This is a genomic window from Salinarimonas sp. (assembly GCF_040111675.1).
Taxonomy (GTDB): Bacteria; Pseudomonadota; Alphaproteobacteria; order Rhizobiales; family Beijerinckiaceae; genus Salinarimonas.
Window position 1 is genome coordinate 295,344 of sequence record NZ_CP157794.1, and the last position, 12,700, is coordinate 308,043.

The following is a 12,700-nucleotide window of genomic DNA, read 5'->3' on the forward strand; positions in this document are numbered from 1 at the left end:
CGCCGCACGTTAAAGGAGGGGATGGCGCGGCGGCAAGGTAGGGCGAACTCGCACTTTGGTGGGGCGACGGAAGGCGCACGCGAGGACACGCGGCCGCGCGGACGAGATGTCGCGCCGCGCGCGGTCATCCGATCGGGCGCAGGCGGCGTAGCCGTGTGGTACGGGTCGACGAGCGGGTGGAGCGGACGATGGTCGCGTATGGTACGAAACAACGCACGCAGACGATGCGGGCGCAGGCGCTGCGGCTTCTGGCCTGGGCGGCCTTCACGCCGGTGCTGGCGCTGTGGCCCTTCCTCTCGACGCTGCCGCTCGTCGACCTCGCGGCCGGCGGCGCCAGCGCCGGGTGGGTGGCGATGAACCTGTTCCTCCTCGCCACCGGTTTCTGGACCGTGCTCGCCGGCTGGCTCGCCTGGCGGCTGCTGCGGCCAACGCCGCCGGCCCAGGCGCCCGGGCCGGACGAAGCCAGCCGCGTGCTCGCCAAGGAACGCCGCGGGCTCGTCCTCGGCGCCTATGCGAGCGTCTGGACCGTGGTCTACATGGGCGTGGCCGTGATCGCCTGAGCGGGGCTGGCGATGCGCCCGCCGCGCGTCGGCGCGGGCACGCCCGTCGTCGTCGGGAAGGACAGCGGCAGGCCGGCGCGGCTGCGCGCGGCGAGGAAGGCGAAGCACTCGGCCTCGATCGCGTCCCCGCGCCAGCCGACGGCCTCGGCGGGAACCGCCTCGACATCCGCCCGCTCGGCGAGGAACCGCATCAGCGTCGGGTTGCGCCGCCCGCCGCCGGAGACGACCAGCCGGCGGGGACGTCCGGGCAGGCGCTCGAGCGCGCGCGCCACCGCCGCCGCCGAGAAGGCGGTGAGCGTCGCGGCGCCGTCCTCGAGCGAGAGCCCGTCGGCCATGGCGGCGGGAAAGTCGAAGCGGTCGAGGCTCTTCGGATAGGGCGCGGCGAGGTAGGGGTGCGCCAGTAGCCGCGCCAGCCGCACCTCGTCGACGGCGCCGCGCGCGGCGAGCCCGCCGTCGACGTCGAAGGCGCCGGCGTCGTGACGGGACACCCAGTCGTTCACGGGCGCGTTGGCGGGGCCGGTGTCGAAGGCGTGCAGCCGGCCGTCGCCATCGCGCCAGGTCAGGTTCGCGACGCCGCCGAGATTGAGCACCGCGTCGTCCGGGCCGGCGCCGATCGCATCGAGCAGGGCGGCATGGTAGACCGGCGCCAGCGGCGCGCCCTGGCCGCCGGCCGCGACGTCGGCCGAGCGGAAGTCGTAGACCGTCTCGATGCCGGTGAGCGCCGCCATCAGGACGCCGTCGCCGAGCTGGCGCGTGGCGCCGCAGCGGCCGTCGCCGGGCCCGCGATGCAGCACGGTCTGGCCGTGGAAGCCGATCGCCGCGACCTCGCCGGCGGGGATGCCGTGCGCGGCGAGGAACGCCGTCACCGCAGCCGATTGCGCGCGGGTGAGCGCGTCCTCCGCCTCGGCGAAGAGCGCCGGCTCCGGCCCCTCGAAGTTCCACGCCCGCGCGGCCGCGAGCGTGCGCGCGAGCAGCGGCCGCAGGTCGGTGGGGTAGGGGGCGAGCGTCCACGGCCCGAAGGCGGCGATCCGCACGCCGTCGGTGTCGAGCGCCGCGATGTCGACGTTCCCGTCGAGCACCGTTCCGGTCATCAGGCCCAGCGTCCAGGGCATCCCGCGCCTCTCGCGATTCGTCCTCCCGCCGGCATAGCACGCGCCGCGTCTCGATGCAGCGGCCACACGGGCACGGAACGGGCGAGCGGTCCGGCGCGTCCTCATCCCACGGGGCGACCGCGCAGCCGCGAGACCGAAGGAGGACATCCGATGCCGAGCGAGACGCCGAACGCGGAGGTCGAGGTGCGCCTGACCAGCTTCCAGGACGGCGAGGCCGTGCTGCACGTCGCCTACGGGACGCACACGGCCCGGATCGAGATCGACCGGGTCGCGACCGGCGGCCCCGCGCCGGAGGCGGCGCGGCGGGCGCTCGGTCCGCTGGTGGAGAGCCTCTCCCGCTGGCTCGCGTCCGGCGGCTCGATGGTCGACGAACGCTGAAGACGCCGCGCGCGGCCCGCTTCTCAGCGCGCCGGGGCGGCGCGCACCAGGGCGTCGAGCTGGTCCTGCGTCCGCACGGTCTCGATCACGGCCTCGAGCGTCGCCTCGCGGCCGGTCTGCGCCTGGCGGAAGGCGAGCGCGCCGAAGGGGACCGTGATCTCGGTGTCGCCCAGTCCCAGGATGCCACCGATGGAGATGCGCGCGTAGACGACCCTGTCGCCCTGGACCACGTAGCCGTCCACCTCCCCGATCTCCTCGCCCAGCGCGTTGACCACGCTGACGTCGGTGATCTCCTCCAGGCGATAGAGCGGCGCGTCCCCCGTGACCGCGAGCGGCCCCGCGCCTGTCGCGACAGCGTCGGCGGCCTCGCCGGGCGCGAGCGGCGTGATCGGCGCCGTGACGGCCTCGTCCGTCTGCGCGACGGCGGGGCCTGCGCAGAGCGGGGCGGCGAGGGCGAGACAGGCGGCGACGGCGAAGCGAGCGGTCGGGGCGGGGGGCACGGGCGCACTCCTCACGATGGGGCGGCGGGTCCTGGGCGAAACGCCACAGCCCGCCCCTCCGTTTCGCGACGGCTCGACGGCCGAGCGGCCGGCTGCGCCCTCGCGCCGCGGGAACGGAGCGGGACGGCGAAGGTTCGCCCACCGGGCCCGCCCGGCGCCGGGCGGGCCGCATCCGACTTCCCCCGAACGCGATGGAGCGTATCGATGCCGCGTCCCCTTCTGCTCGCCGCCCTTCTTCCTCTCGGCCTCGCCGCCTGCGCTTCCGATCCGACCTTCGGCGAGCGCCTGCTCGCCCGCGGCGAGGCGACCGCGGCGCTCGGCGAGCGGGCGGTCGCCGGCGAGCGTGCGGTGGCCCGCGGCGAGACCCTGGTGGAGCGCGGCCGCGCGCGCGTCCGCGAGGGCGAGGCGCTCGTCGACGAAGGGCTCGAGCTCATCCAGGAGGGCCGCCGCGAGCAGGCCGCGGTGCGCCGCGCCCTCGCCGAGGAAGGCTGAATCCGATCTTTCCTCCCCGCGCACGGTCTGCGATCATCCGAACGCTGCGGCAACCCGCCCGGCGCGACGTTCGGAGACGCTCCCCGTGCCCCACGATCCCGGTCCCGCCTTCCGCGCCCTCCACAGGCCGGGCGATCCCTTCGTCCTCGCCAATGCCTGGGACCTCGGCTCCGCCCGCATGCTCGCCGCCCTCGGGGCCCAGGCGATCGGGACGTCGTCGGCGGCCCACGCCTTCACCCTGGGCCTGCCCGACATGGGGCGGGTGACGCGCGAGGACGCGCTCGCCCATGCCGAGGCGCTGGTCGCGGCGACGCCGCTGCCGGTCTCGGGCGACTTCGAGAACGGCTTCGGGGACGCGCCGGACATCGTGGCGGGGACGGTGCGGCTGTCCTGCGAGGCGGGCCTCGCCGGCCTCTCCATCGAGGACACGATGCCGCCGGACGGCGCGGCCTATCCGTTCGATCTCGCCGTGGAGCGCATCCGCGCCGCGGCCGCGGCGGCGCGCGCCTGCCCGCGCGATCTCGTCCTCGTCGCCCGCGCCGACGGGGTGATGACCGGCGTCTACGATCTCGAGGAAGGCATCCGCCGCCTGCGGGCCTTCGCGGCGGCGGGGGCGGATTGCCTCTACCTGCCGATGCCGCCGTCCATGGAGGACGTGGCCCGCATCTGCGCCGGCGTGGACAAGCCGGTCAACGCCATCGCCGCGGGGTCCTTCACGGCCGCGACGCGCGCCGACTTCGCCCGGGCCGGCGTCGCGCGCATCTCGCTCGGCTCGGCGCTCGCCCGCGCCACGCACCGGCTGATCCGCGACGCGGCGGAGGCGATGCTGGGCCCCGCGGGAGACTTCTCGGCTCTGTCGCGCTCGGTCCCGGGCGGCGATGTCGACGCGCTGCTCGCCCGCGGCGCGCGGGAGGGGTGAGGCCGCCGGATCGGGTCACCACCAGGGGGGCGGCTCGTCGCCGCCGGAGGACGCCTCCGGTCCGTGCGGCGACGGCAAGGCGGCCGCTCGTTCCCGCAGCACCGCCGGCAAGGCCGAAAGTGCGGGATCGTCCATGTCGAGCCCGAGATGGCGCTGCGCGATCGTCGCGGCGGCGCGCGCCTGAGCGGCGTCCCGCCCGCGCTTGACCGGATCGCGCGCGGGCTGGTCCGCGAGCCATGCCTTGTGCAGGGCGAAGGCGCGGGGGTCGATCGTGTCGACCACGACGGGATAGCCGGCGTCGTCGAAGCACGTCTCCGAGAACGACGGCGCGCTGACCAGCCAGTCCAGGCCTGCGATCGGCGCCGCGCGCAGGTCGGCGGGCGCCTCGCCGATCCGATCCCGCTTGCGCGAGCGGACCTCGTCCTTCGCCTGCGGGCGAACCATGTCGACGAAGAAACCGTCGCGGTTGACGGCGCGAAAGTCCCCGGCGGAGCGCGGGGCGAACGAACGGTCCACCTGGCGCAGGACGCCGAGGACGCCTTCCCGACGGGTGTCGTCGGAAAGGAGCCGCAGGCTGCGGCGCGCATCGAGGAGGAGATCCGCATCGCCGGTAGCGAGGAGCTCCGCTCCGACGAGCACGCCCGCGCGCGCCTCGTAGGCGAAGAGCGCGTTCGTGCCGACCACGCGCAGGTGTGATCCCGAGAGGCCCTTGTCGCGAAGGCGTCGGAGTATGCGCGCCGTGACGCGGGGCACGCGTGCGAGCCCGAGCGCGACGTTGACCGGCGCCATGCGCGCGAGGCGCTCCTCGAGCCGCGCGATCTCGTCCTGGACCTCGGCGCGACCCGTCTCGAAACGGGCGAGGATGGCCTCGGTGCCTGCGCTGCGGGGCCCGATGCTCCGCTCGACGCTGCGGCGCTTGTGCAGGAGGTAGTCCTTGCCGGACCGCGCGGCCCAGCGCATGCTCCCGGCATAATGCGCCGCGAGCCTCCCGCGCGCGGCGTCCCAGGCCTCGAAGACCTGGCGCGCGTCGATCAGCTGACGGCGCTGCTCATTGCTCAAGCTGTTGAGATAGAACACTTTTCCACTCTCCCGCCCGAATTCGGGAAGGATAGTGGAAAACCATTTCGAATCAAGACCCTAGCCGGTCTGCGGGCTCAGCGGTCGATCACCACGTCCGACAGCGGCTTCGCGCAGCACAAGAGCACCATGCCGGCGTCGATCTCGCGCTGGCGGATGCCGCCGGCGTGGGTCATCTCGACCTGGCCTTCGCGCTTCTTGGTCTTGCAGGTGCCGCACAGGCCCTTGGTGCACGAGGCCGGCAGGCGCATGCCCGCGAGGCGCGCGGCGGCGAGGATCGTGGTGTTCTCGTCGCAGGGGACCGTGCGCCCCGACTTGGTGAAGGTGATCTCGTAGGTCTTGAGCGTCTCGTCCGGCGGCGGCGGCGCGGCCTGCTGCTCGGCCGGGGAGAGCGCGTCGAAGTCGAAGCTCTCCTCGTGATAGCGCCGCATGTCGTGGCCGGCGCTCTCGAAGAAGTAGCGCACGGCCGCCATGAAGGCGGGCGGTCCGCAGCAGAAGATCTCGCGCTCGGCGAAATCGGGCGTGATGTTGGAGACGAGATCCGGGGAGAAGCGCCCGCGATAGCCCGACCAGGAGCGCTCGCCCTCCACGTTCTCCACCACGTGCGCGACCTTCAGCCCGAGACGGCGATGCGCCATCAGCTCGAGCTCGGTGCGGAACATGATGTCGCGCGGGGTGCGCGCGAAGTGCAGGTAGACCGTGTCGAGATCCTCGCCCACGTCGAAGTCGCGCCGCACGTGGCTGATCAACGGGGTGGCGCCGACGCCGCCCGAGACGAACAGGCGCTTCTTGTTCGGATGCGCCCAGGTCGAGAACTCGCCCATGGGGCCGATGGCGCGCACCACGTCGCCGACGCGCAGGTTGTCGTGCAGCCAGTTCGAGACGACGCCCTGTGGCGTGCGCTTGACCGTGATCGCCACCGTATGCGGGCGCGTCGGCGAGGAGGCGATGGTGTAGGAGCGGTTCACCGCCTCGCCGTCGATCTGGAACTCGAAGGTGAGGAACTGGCCCGGCGCGAAGTTGAACTGCCGCGGTTCCGGGGAGACGAAGACGAAGGTCCTGACGTCGTGCGTCTCCTCGTAGACCGCCCGGCAGATCAGGCGGTCGTCTTCCTCGCAATCCCAGACGGGATAGAGCGCCTCGAGAACGAGATTGTGGCGCTGGGGCATCGGCGTCGGCTTTCGTGTGGGGGTGTCGAGAGGGCGTCTCTAGTCAGGCCCGCGCGGCGGCGAGAGCGGCCGAGAGGCGCTCGACGTACCAGACGCAGAACTTCTCCACGAGGCCTTCCGTGTAGGGCGAGTACGGGCCGGGCACGTAGGCCGGGCTCACCACGCCCTTGTGGGTGAGGCCGACGAGGCGGCCGTCCTGGGCGTTGGTCTCGCGCCACACCTCGGTGAGGTTGTCGACGTCGTAGTCGAGGCCCTCGACGGCGTCCTTGTGGACGAGCCACTTGGTGCGCAGGAGCGTGCGGTCCGGAGAGAGCGGGATCGCCATGAACACCACCACGTGGTCGCTCATGAAGTGGAACCAGGCGTTCGGCTGGGTCCAGAACGACAGCCCGCCGAGCCGCGGCTCGGACAGCGCGCCGAGGAGCCGCTTGCAGGCGACCTTGGTGTCCATCGTCTGCGATTCGCCGGCGCGATCGATGGCGAGGCGCTGCGTGCGGAAACCGGTGGCGCAGCCGGAGAGACGGTCGACCTCGGCGAAGGGCAGGCCCTCGCGGGTCCAGCGGCTCTCGAACTCGCCGCAGATGCGCTCGTATTCCGCCATCGCCGCCTCGCGGTCGGAATCGGCGTCCTCCGGCGCGAAGCCGAAGCCGTACTCGAACAGCGAAATGGTGAGCTCGGGATGGTTCGTCGCGCAGTGATAGCACTCGCGATTGTTCTCCATCGTGAGCTTCCAGTTGCCCTCCTCGATCAGGTCGATCGAGGCCGCGACCTTGGCCTCGCGCAGGCCGTGCGGGGCGAGATAGGGGCTCATGGCCTCCTCCATCTCGTCGAAATCCGCCGGCGCCTCCTCGGCGATGCAGATGTAGATCAGCCCCGCGAGGCTGCGCACGTGCACGGTCTTGAGATTGTGGCAGGTCCGGTCGAAATCCGCGCCCATGTGCTCGGCGTGGATCAGGCTGCCGTCGAGCTCGTAGGTCCACTGGTGATAGGGGCAGACCAGCTTGCCGAGCACGCCCTGCGGCTCCTCCACGAGGCGCGCGCCGCGATGACGGCAGACGTTGTGGAAGGCGGCGACGTTCATGTCGTCGTCGCGCAGCACGATCACCGAGGCCGAGCCGATGTCCACGGTGAAGTAGTCGCCGGGCTCGGGCAGGTCGGCCTCGACGCCGACGAAGATCCAGTGCTTCTGGAAGATGTGCTCCAGGTCGAGCTTGTAGATGTCGGGATCGGTGTAGAACGGCGCCTCGAGCGCGTAGCCGCGGCGGCGGGCCGCGAGGAGGGATTCGACCGACTTCGGGGTGAGGCTTGCCATGGCGTTACTCTCGGCGCGTCCGCTACGAAACGACATTGCGCGACACGGGCCGTCTTCGCCTTTCACGCGAGCGACGTTCGCTGTCGCTTTTACGCCATCGGCTCGCTTCGTCCGGCCGGCCGGCTGCGGGTGATCGCCGCAGGGGGCTGGACCGGCGATGCGACCGCTCCACAGCGTCGCTCCAGCGTCAATCGATGTCGCCTGCGTACTGGCGTTCGCGCGGCGGCGCGCCGATGATCGCGCGAGCCCGGCCGCACGCCGGAGCGAGGACGAACCGACCCTCACGACACCAGTTTCCGGAGAGACGCTCATGAAGACCCGCGCCGCGGTCGCATGGGAAGCGGGCAAGCCGCTGACCATCGAGACCATCGACATCGAGGGACCCAAGCCCGGAGAGGTGCTCGTCGAGGTGATGGCCACCGGCGTCTGCCACACCGACGCCTATACCCTGTCGGGCATGGACTCCGAGGGCAAGTTCCCGGCGATCCTCGGCCACGAGGGCGCGGGCATCGTGCGCGAGGTCGGCCCGGGCGTGTCGACGCTCAAGGTCGGCGACCACGTGATTCCGCTCTACACGCCCGAGTGCCGCAACTGCAAGAGCTGCCTGTCGCAGCGCACCAACCTGTGCACCGCGATCCGCTCCACGCAAGGGCAGGGCGTCATGCCCGACGGCACGAGCCGCTTCCGCTGCGACGACGCGCCGGTGTTCCACTACATGGGCTGCTCGACCTTCGCGAACTTCACGGTGCTGCCGGAGATCGCCCTCGCCAAGGTCCGCGAGGACGCGCCCTTCGACAAGATCTGCTACATCGGCTGCGGCGTGACGACCGGCATCGGCGCGGTGCTCTACACCGCCAAGGTGTGGCCGGGCGCGAACGTCGTGGTCTTCGGGCTGGGCGGCATCGGCCTCAACGTGATCCAGGGCGCGCGCATGGTCGGCGCGGACAAGATCATCGGCGTCGACATCAATCCCGGCAAGCGGGCCATGGCCGAAAAGTTCGGCATGACGGATTTCGTCAACCCGAACGAGGTCGGCCTCGACAAGGTGGTGCAGGCGATCGTCGACCTCACCGGCGGCGGCGCGGACTTCTCCTTCGACGCCACCGGCAACACCCACGTGATGCGCCAGGCGCTCGAGTGCTGCCACCGCGGCTGGGGCGAGTCGATCATCATCGGCGTCGCCGAGGCCGGCAAGGAGATCGCGACCCGTCCGTTCCAGCTCGTCACCGGCCGCGTCTGGAAGGGCACCGCCTTCGGCGGCGCGCGCGGGCGCACCGACGTGCCCAAGATCGTCGACTGGTACATGGACGGCAAGATCAACATCGACGACCTGATCACCCACACGATGCCCCTCGACGAGATCAACACCGCCTTCGACCTGATGCACGAGGGCAAGTCGATCCGCTCGGTGGTGATCTACTGATCGCGGACGGCGCCTCCGAGACGAAGGGGTCTCCGCGACCTCGCGAGACCGGAGGCGCCTCCATGCTCCCCCCCGCCTCCCTCCCGCTCGTTCGCATGGCCGCGACCTCGGCTTCGTCACCGTGACGGACGCCCGTGCCCTCACCGAGCGCGGCCTGATCCGCCGGCGCGACGATGCGGGGGAAGGCTGAGCGCGCGCCGGGCGCGAACCCGCGGGGCGCGGCGGGCGTTGCCGGCCAATGGACACGCTCGCCCCGTTCGCCCGCGCCGCGTCGCTCGCGGCGCTCCTCACCGTGGCGCCGGTGGCCGCGCAGGACGCGGGCCGCTTCGTCACCGGCGACCTCGCCGCCCTGCGCGCGGCGGCGCTCGCGGAGGCGAACGCCGATCGCCGCGAGGCGGGGCTCGCCCCCCTCGAGCCGGGCGCCGTCCTCGACGAGATCGCCCAGGCGCACGCGCACGACATGCTCGCGCGCGACTATTTCTCCCACGCCTCGCCGGACGGGGAGGGCGTCGGTGCGCGCTTCCGCGAGGCCGGCGGGTCCCGCAGCGCCGTCGTCGCCGAGAACCTCGCAACCTGCACGGGCTGCCCGATTCCGCCGACGCGGGCGCGCGTCGAGGCCTTCGAGGCCGGCTGGATGGACAGCCCCGAGCATCGCGAGAACCTGCTGCGCCGCGGGGTCGCTCGCTTCGGGTTCGGCATCGCCGCCGACCCCGAGACCGAGCGCGTCGTCGCCGTGCAGACCTTCGCCGGCCCGGGCGTCCCGCGCGGCCTCGCGGCAGGCGAGGAGCCCGAGCCGCTCGACGAGGCCGGGCGCGCCGCGGCCGCCGTCGACGCGGTGAACGGGCTGCGCAAGGCCGCCGAGGTCGCGCCGCTGCAGGCGAGCGACTCGTTGACGCGAGCGGCCCGATCCATGCTGCCCGAGGGCGGCGCCAGCCCCGACGCGCCCGCGCTCGATCTCGACGCGGCGCTGCCCGCGGGCGCCCGCGCGGATTTCGGCGCCGTCGCCGTCCTCGCCGGGACCTGCTCCGGCTGCGGCGCGACGCCGACCCGCACCGATGTCGCCGACTTCGTCGCGCAATGGGCCGAGAGCCGCCGGGACCGGCTGACGGCATCCGGCTTCGACCGCCTCGGCTTCGCGCTCGGCGCGGACGGGGAGGGCGCCAAGACCGCGGTCCTCGTCCTGGCGCGGAGCCGCTGAGGCACGGGCGAAGAAACACGGGCTTTCCCGCATTGACCTTCCCATGATGGGAGACTTTATCAGGAGCGGGACACGAGACGCGGGACCCCACCCGCGCCGTCCCCGGAGCCTGCTCATGACCGTCGCCCACAAGACGCCGACCGCCGCCGCACCCCTCGCCAGCCTCGATTTCGAGGTCGAGGAGATGACCTGCGCGTCCTGCGTCCGCCATGTCGAGCGCGCGGCCGGCGCCCTGCCGGGCGTCGCCGGCGTCTCCGTCAATCTCGGCGCCGAGCGCGTGTCGGTGGACTTCGACCCCCGCCAAGTCGGCGCCGCCGCGATCGCGCAAGCCATCGACGACGCCGGCTACGAGCCGAAGCTGCGCACGATCGAGCTCGCGGTGGAAGGCATGACCTGCGCCTCCTGCGTCGCGCGCATCGAGACGGCGCTGAAGGCGACGCCGGGCATCGTCGAGGCCAGCGTCAACCTCGGCAACGAGCGCGCCCGCGTCACCGGCCTCGGCCGCGACCTCGAGAGCGCCGCGCGCCTCGCCATCGAGGAAGCGGGCTACGAGGCGAAGCCGATCGCCGACGAGGCCGAGACGACCCGCGAGGCGGCGATCGCCGAGGCCGAGCGGCGCGAGCGCACGCAGGTCGCGATCGGCGTCCTGCTGACGCTCCCCCTCGTCCTGCCGATGCTCGCCATTCCCTTCGGCGTGCACTGGATGCCGCCCGGCTGGGTGCAGTTCCTGCTGGCGACGCCGGTGCAGTTCTGGCTGGGCTGGCGCTTCTACAAGGCGGGTTTCAAGGCGTTGAAGGCCGGCTCCGGCAACATGGACCTGCTCGTCGCCATCGGCACGAGCGCGGCCTACTTCCTGTCGGTCTACGTGCTGCTGACGGCCTCCGGCCACCACATGCCGGAATACTATTTCGAAGCGTCGGCCGTGATCATCACGCTGGTGCTGCTCGGCAAGCATCTCGAGGCCCGCGCCAAGCGCAAGACGGCCGACGCCGTGCGCGCGCTGATGGCGCTGCGGCCCGACACGGCCCGCATCCGCCGGCCCGACGGATCCGAGGTCGAGGTGCCGGTCTCGGATGTCGCCCGCGGCGACGTCGTCGTCGTGCGGCCCGGCGAGCGCGTGCCCGTCGACGCGACGATCCGCGAGGGCGCGTCCGAGATGGACGAGAGCATGGTCACGGGCGAGAGCCTCCCCGTCCTGCGCGAGCGGGGCGCGCCGATCATCGGCGGCTCGGTGAACGGCACGGGCGTCCTCGCCGCCGAGGCGACCGCGGTGGGCGCCGACACGACGCTCGCGCGCATCGTGCGCCTCGTCGAGAACGCCCAGGCCTCGAAGGCGCCGATCCAGAAGCTGGTCGACCGGGTGGCGGCGATCTTCGTGCCCGTCGTGGTCGCGATCGCGATCCTCACCTTCGCGGCCTGGTTCTGGGCGACGGGGAACCTCGAGCTCTCCATCGTCACGGCGGTGGCCGTGCTCGTCATCGCCTGCCCCTGCGCGCTCGGCCTCGCCACGCCCGCCGCGATCATGGCCGGCACCGGCGCCGCCGCCCGCGGCGGCGTGCTGATCAAGGACGCCGAGAGCCTCGAGCGCGCCAAGGCCATCCGCGCCGTGGCCTTCGACAAGACCGGCACCCTCACCGAGGGCAGGCCCGAGCTCGCCGAATTCGAGGCGCTCGACGGCGACCGCGCCGCCGCGCTCGGCATCGCCGCCGCGCTCCAGGCCGGCAGCGAGCATCCGCTCGCCCGCGCCGTCGTCGACGCCGCCGTCGCGGAGGGCGTCACCGTCTCCTCCGCCGCCGACGTGAAGGCGATCGCCGGCCGCGGGCTCGAGGGCCGCGTCGGCGAGGCCCGATACGCGGTCGGCAGCGCCCGGCATATGGGCGATCTCGGCCTCTCCCTGGACGCTGTGGCCGATCGGGCCGCCGCGCAGCAGGCGGAGGGCCGGTCGGTCTCCTACCTCGCCGCGCTCGGCGAGACGCCGCGCCTCGTCGCGCTCCTCGCCTTCGCCGACCTGCCGCGCCCGAGCGCCGCGGATGCGGTGGCGCGCCTGAAGGCCATGGGCATCACGAGCGTCATGGTCACGGGCGACAACAAGGGCTCCGCCCACGCGGTCGCCCGCGCCATCGGCGTCGACGAGGTCGTGGCCGAGGTGCTCCCCGAGGACAAGGCGCGCATCGTCTCCGAGCTGAAGATCCGCTTCGGCGAGGTCGCCATGGTCGGCGACGGCATCAACGACGCCCCCGCGCTCGTCGCGGCCGATCTCGGCATCGCCATGGGCTCGGGCACCGACGTCGCCATGGAGGCGGCCGGCGTCACCCTGATGCGCGCCGACCCGGAAGCGGTGGCGGACGCCATCGAGATCGCCCGGGCGACCCAGGCGAAGATCCGCCAGAACCTGTTCTGGGCCTTCGCCTACAACACGGCGGGCATCCCGCTCGCGGCGCTGGGCTTCCTCAGCCCGATCATCGCCGGCGCGGCCATGGCGTTCTCGAGCGTCTCGGTGGTCACGAACGCGCTGCTGCTGCGCCGGTGGAAGCCGGCCGGCGAGCGCTGAGGGGAGGGC

12 protein-coding genes are annotated in these 12,700 nt (G+C 72.8%); 7 read left to right on the top strand and 5 right to left on the bottom strand.

Translation table 11 applies throughout. The features are described from left to right. Window positions 1–188: 188 nt before the first annotated feature. Window positions 189–560, top strand: a complete 372-nt coding sequence (locus tag ABL310_RS01390; protein WP_349369933.1) for a hypothetical protein — start codon at window positions 189–191, stop codon at window positions 558–560. On the opposite strand, the gene ABL310_RS01395 is transcribed toward ABL310_RS01390, so the two are convergent. Beyond that, a complete protein-coding gene (locus tag ABL310_RS01395; protein WP_349369934.1) occupies window positions 533–1,672 on the bottom strand; it encodes an anhydro-N-acetylmuramic acid kinase in 1,140 nt (379 codons plus the stop codon). The genes ABL310_RS01390 and ABL310_RS01395 overlap by 28 nt on opposite strands. 150 nt (window positions 1,673–1,822) lie before the next feature. Here ABL310_RS01395 and ABL310_RS01400 point away from each other — a divergent pair, with 150 nt between their 5' ends. Then, on the top strand, window positions 1,823–2,050 hold the full coding sequence (locus ABL310_RS01400; RefSeq protein WP_349369935.1) for a hypothetical protein: 228 nt from the start codon (window positions 1,823–1,825) through the stop codon (window positions 2,048–2,050). A 23-nt stretch (window positions 2,051–2,073) separates the two neighbouring features. Here the strand turns inward: ABL310_RS01400 and ABL310_RS01405 are convergent, their stop codons facing one another. Further along, window positions 2,074–2,550, bottom strand: a complete 477-nt coding sequence (locus ABL310_RS01405; RefSeq protein WP_349369936.1) for a PRC-barrel domain-containing protein — start codon at window positions 2,548–2,550, stop codon at window positions 2,074–2,076. Window positions 2,551–2,754: 204 nt separating this feature from the next. Between ABL310_RS01405 and ABL310_RS01410 the strand changes: the two genes are divergently transcribed. Together ABL310_RS01410 and ABL310_RS01415 are read left to right on the top strand one after the other, a co-directional pair. Then, complete coding sequence (locus tag ABL310_RS01410) at window positions 2,755–3,042, top strand: hypothetical protein (protein WP_349369937.1); 288 nt, start codon at window positions 2,755–2,757, stop codon at window positions 3,040–3,042. 85 nt (window positions 3,043–3,127) lie between these two features. Then, complete coding sequence (locus ABL310_RS01415; protein WP_349369938.1) at window positions 3,128–3,961, top strand: isocitrate lyase/phosphoenolpyruvate mutase family protein; 834 nt, start codon at window positions 3,128–3,130, stop codon at window positions 3,959–3,961. Window positions 3,962–3,976: 15 nt separating this feature from the next. Here ABL310_RS01415 and ABL310_RS01420 read toward each other — a convergent pair whose 3' ends face one another. The 3 genes from ABL310_RS01420 to ABL310_RS01430 all read right to left on the bottom strand — a co-directional run bounded on the left by ABL310_RS01420 (window position 3,977) and on the right by ABL310_RS01430 (window position 7,519). Beyond that, a complete protein-coding gene (locus ABL310_RS01420) occupies window positions 3,977–5,038 on the bottom strand; it encodes a GSU2403 family nucleotidyltransferase fold protein (protein WP_349369939.1) in 1,062 nt (353 codons plus the stop codon). A gap of 77 nt (window positions 5,039–5,115) precedes the next feature. Then, entirely contained in the window at window positions 5,116–6,207 is a 1,092-nt protein-coding gene (locus ABL310_RS01425) for a hybrid-cluster NAD(P)-dependent oxidoreductase (protein ID WP_349369940.1), read from the bottom strand. A 43-nt stretch (window positions 6,208–6,250) separates the two neighbouring features. Next, a complete protein-coding gene (locus tag ABL310_RS01430; RefSeq protein ID WP_349369941.1) occupies window positions 6,251–7,519 on the bottom strand; it encodes an aromatic ring-hydroxylating dioxygenase subunit alpha in 1,269 nt (422 codons plus the stop codon). A gap of 310 nt (window positions 7,520–7,829) precedes the next feature. Here ABL310_RS01430 and ABL310_RS01435 point away from each other — a divergent pair, with 310 nt between their 5' ends. The 3 genes from ABL310_RS01435 (at window position 7,830) to ABL310_RS01445 (ending at window position 12,691) form a co-directional block, all read left to right on the top strand. After that, on the top strand, window positions 7,830–8,942 hold the full coding sequence (locus ABL310_RS01435; protein WP_349369942.1) for an S-(hydroxymethyl)glutathione dehydrogenase/class III alcohol dehydrogenase: 1,113 nt from the start codon (window positions 7,830–7,832) through the stop codon (window positions 8,940–8,942). Between the two features lie 238 nt (window positions 8,943–9,180). After that, a complete protein-coding gene (locus tag ABL310_RS01440; RefSeq protein ID WP_349369943.1) occupies window positions 9,181–10,140 on the top strand; it encodes a CAP domain-containing protein in 960 nt (319 codons plus the stop codon). Between the two features lie 115 nt (window positions 10,141–10,255). After that, window positions 10,256–12,691, top strand: coding sequence for a heavy metal translocating P-type ATPase (locus ABL310_RS01445; protein ID WP_349369944.1), 2,436 nt, complete (start codon window positions 10,256–10,258; stop codon window positions 12,689–12,691). Window positions 12,692–12,700: the final 9 nt, after the last annotated feature.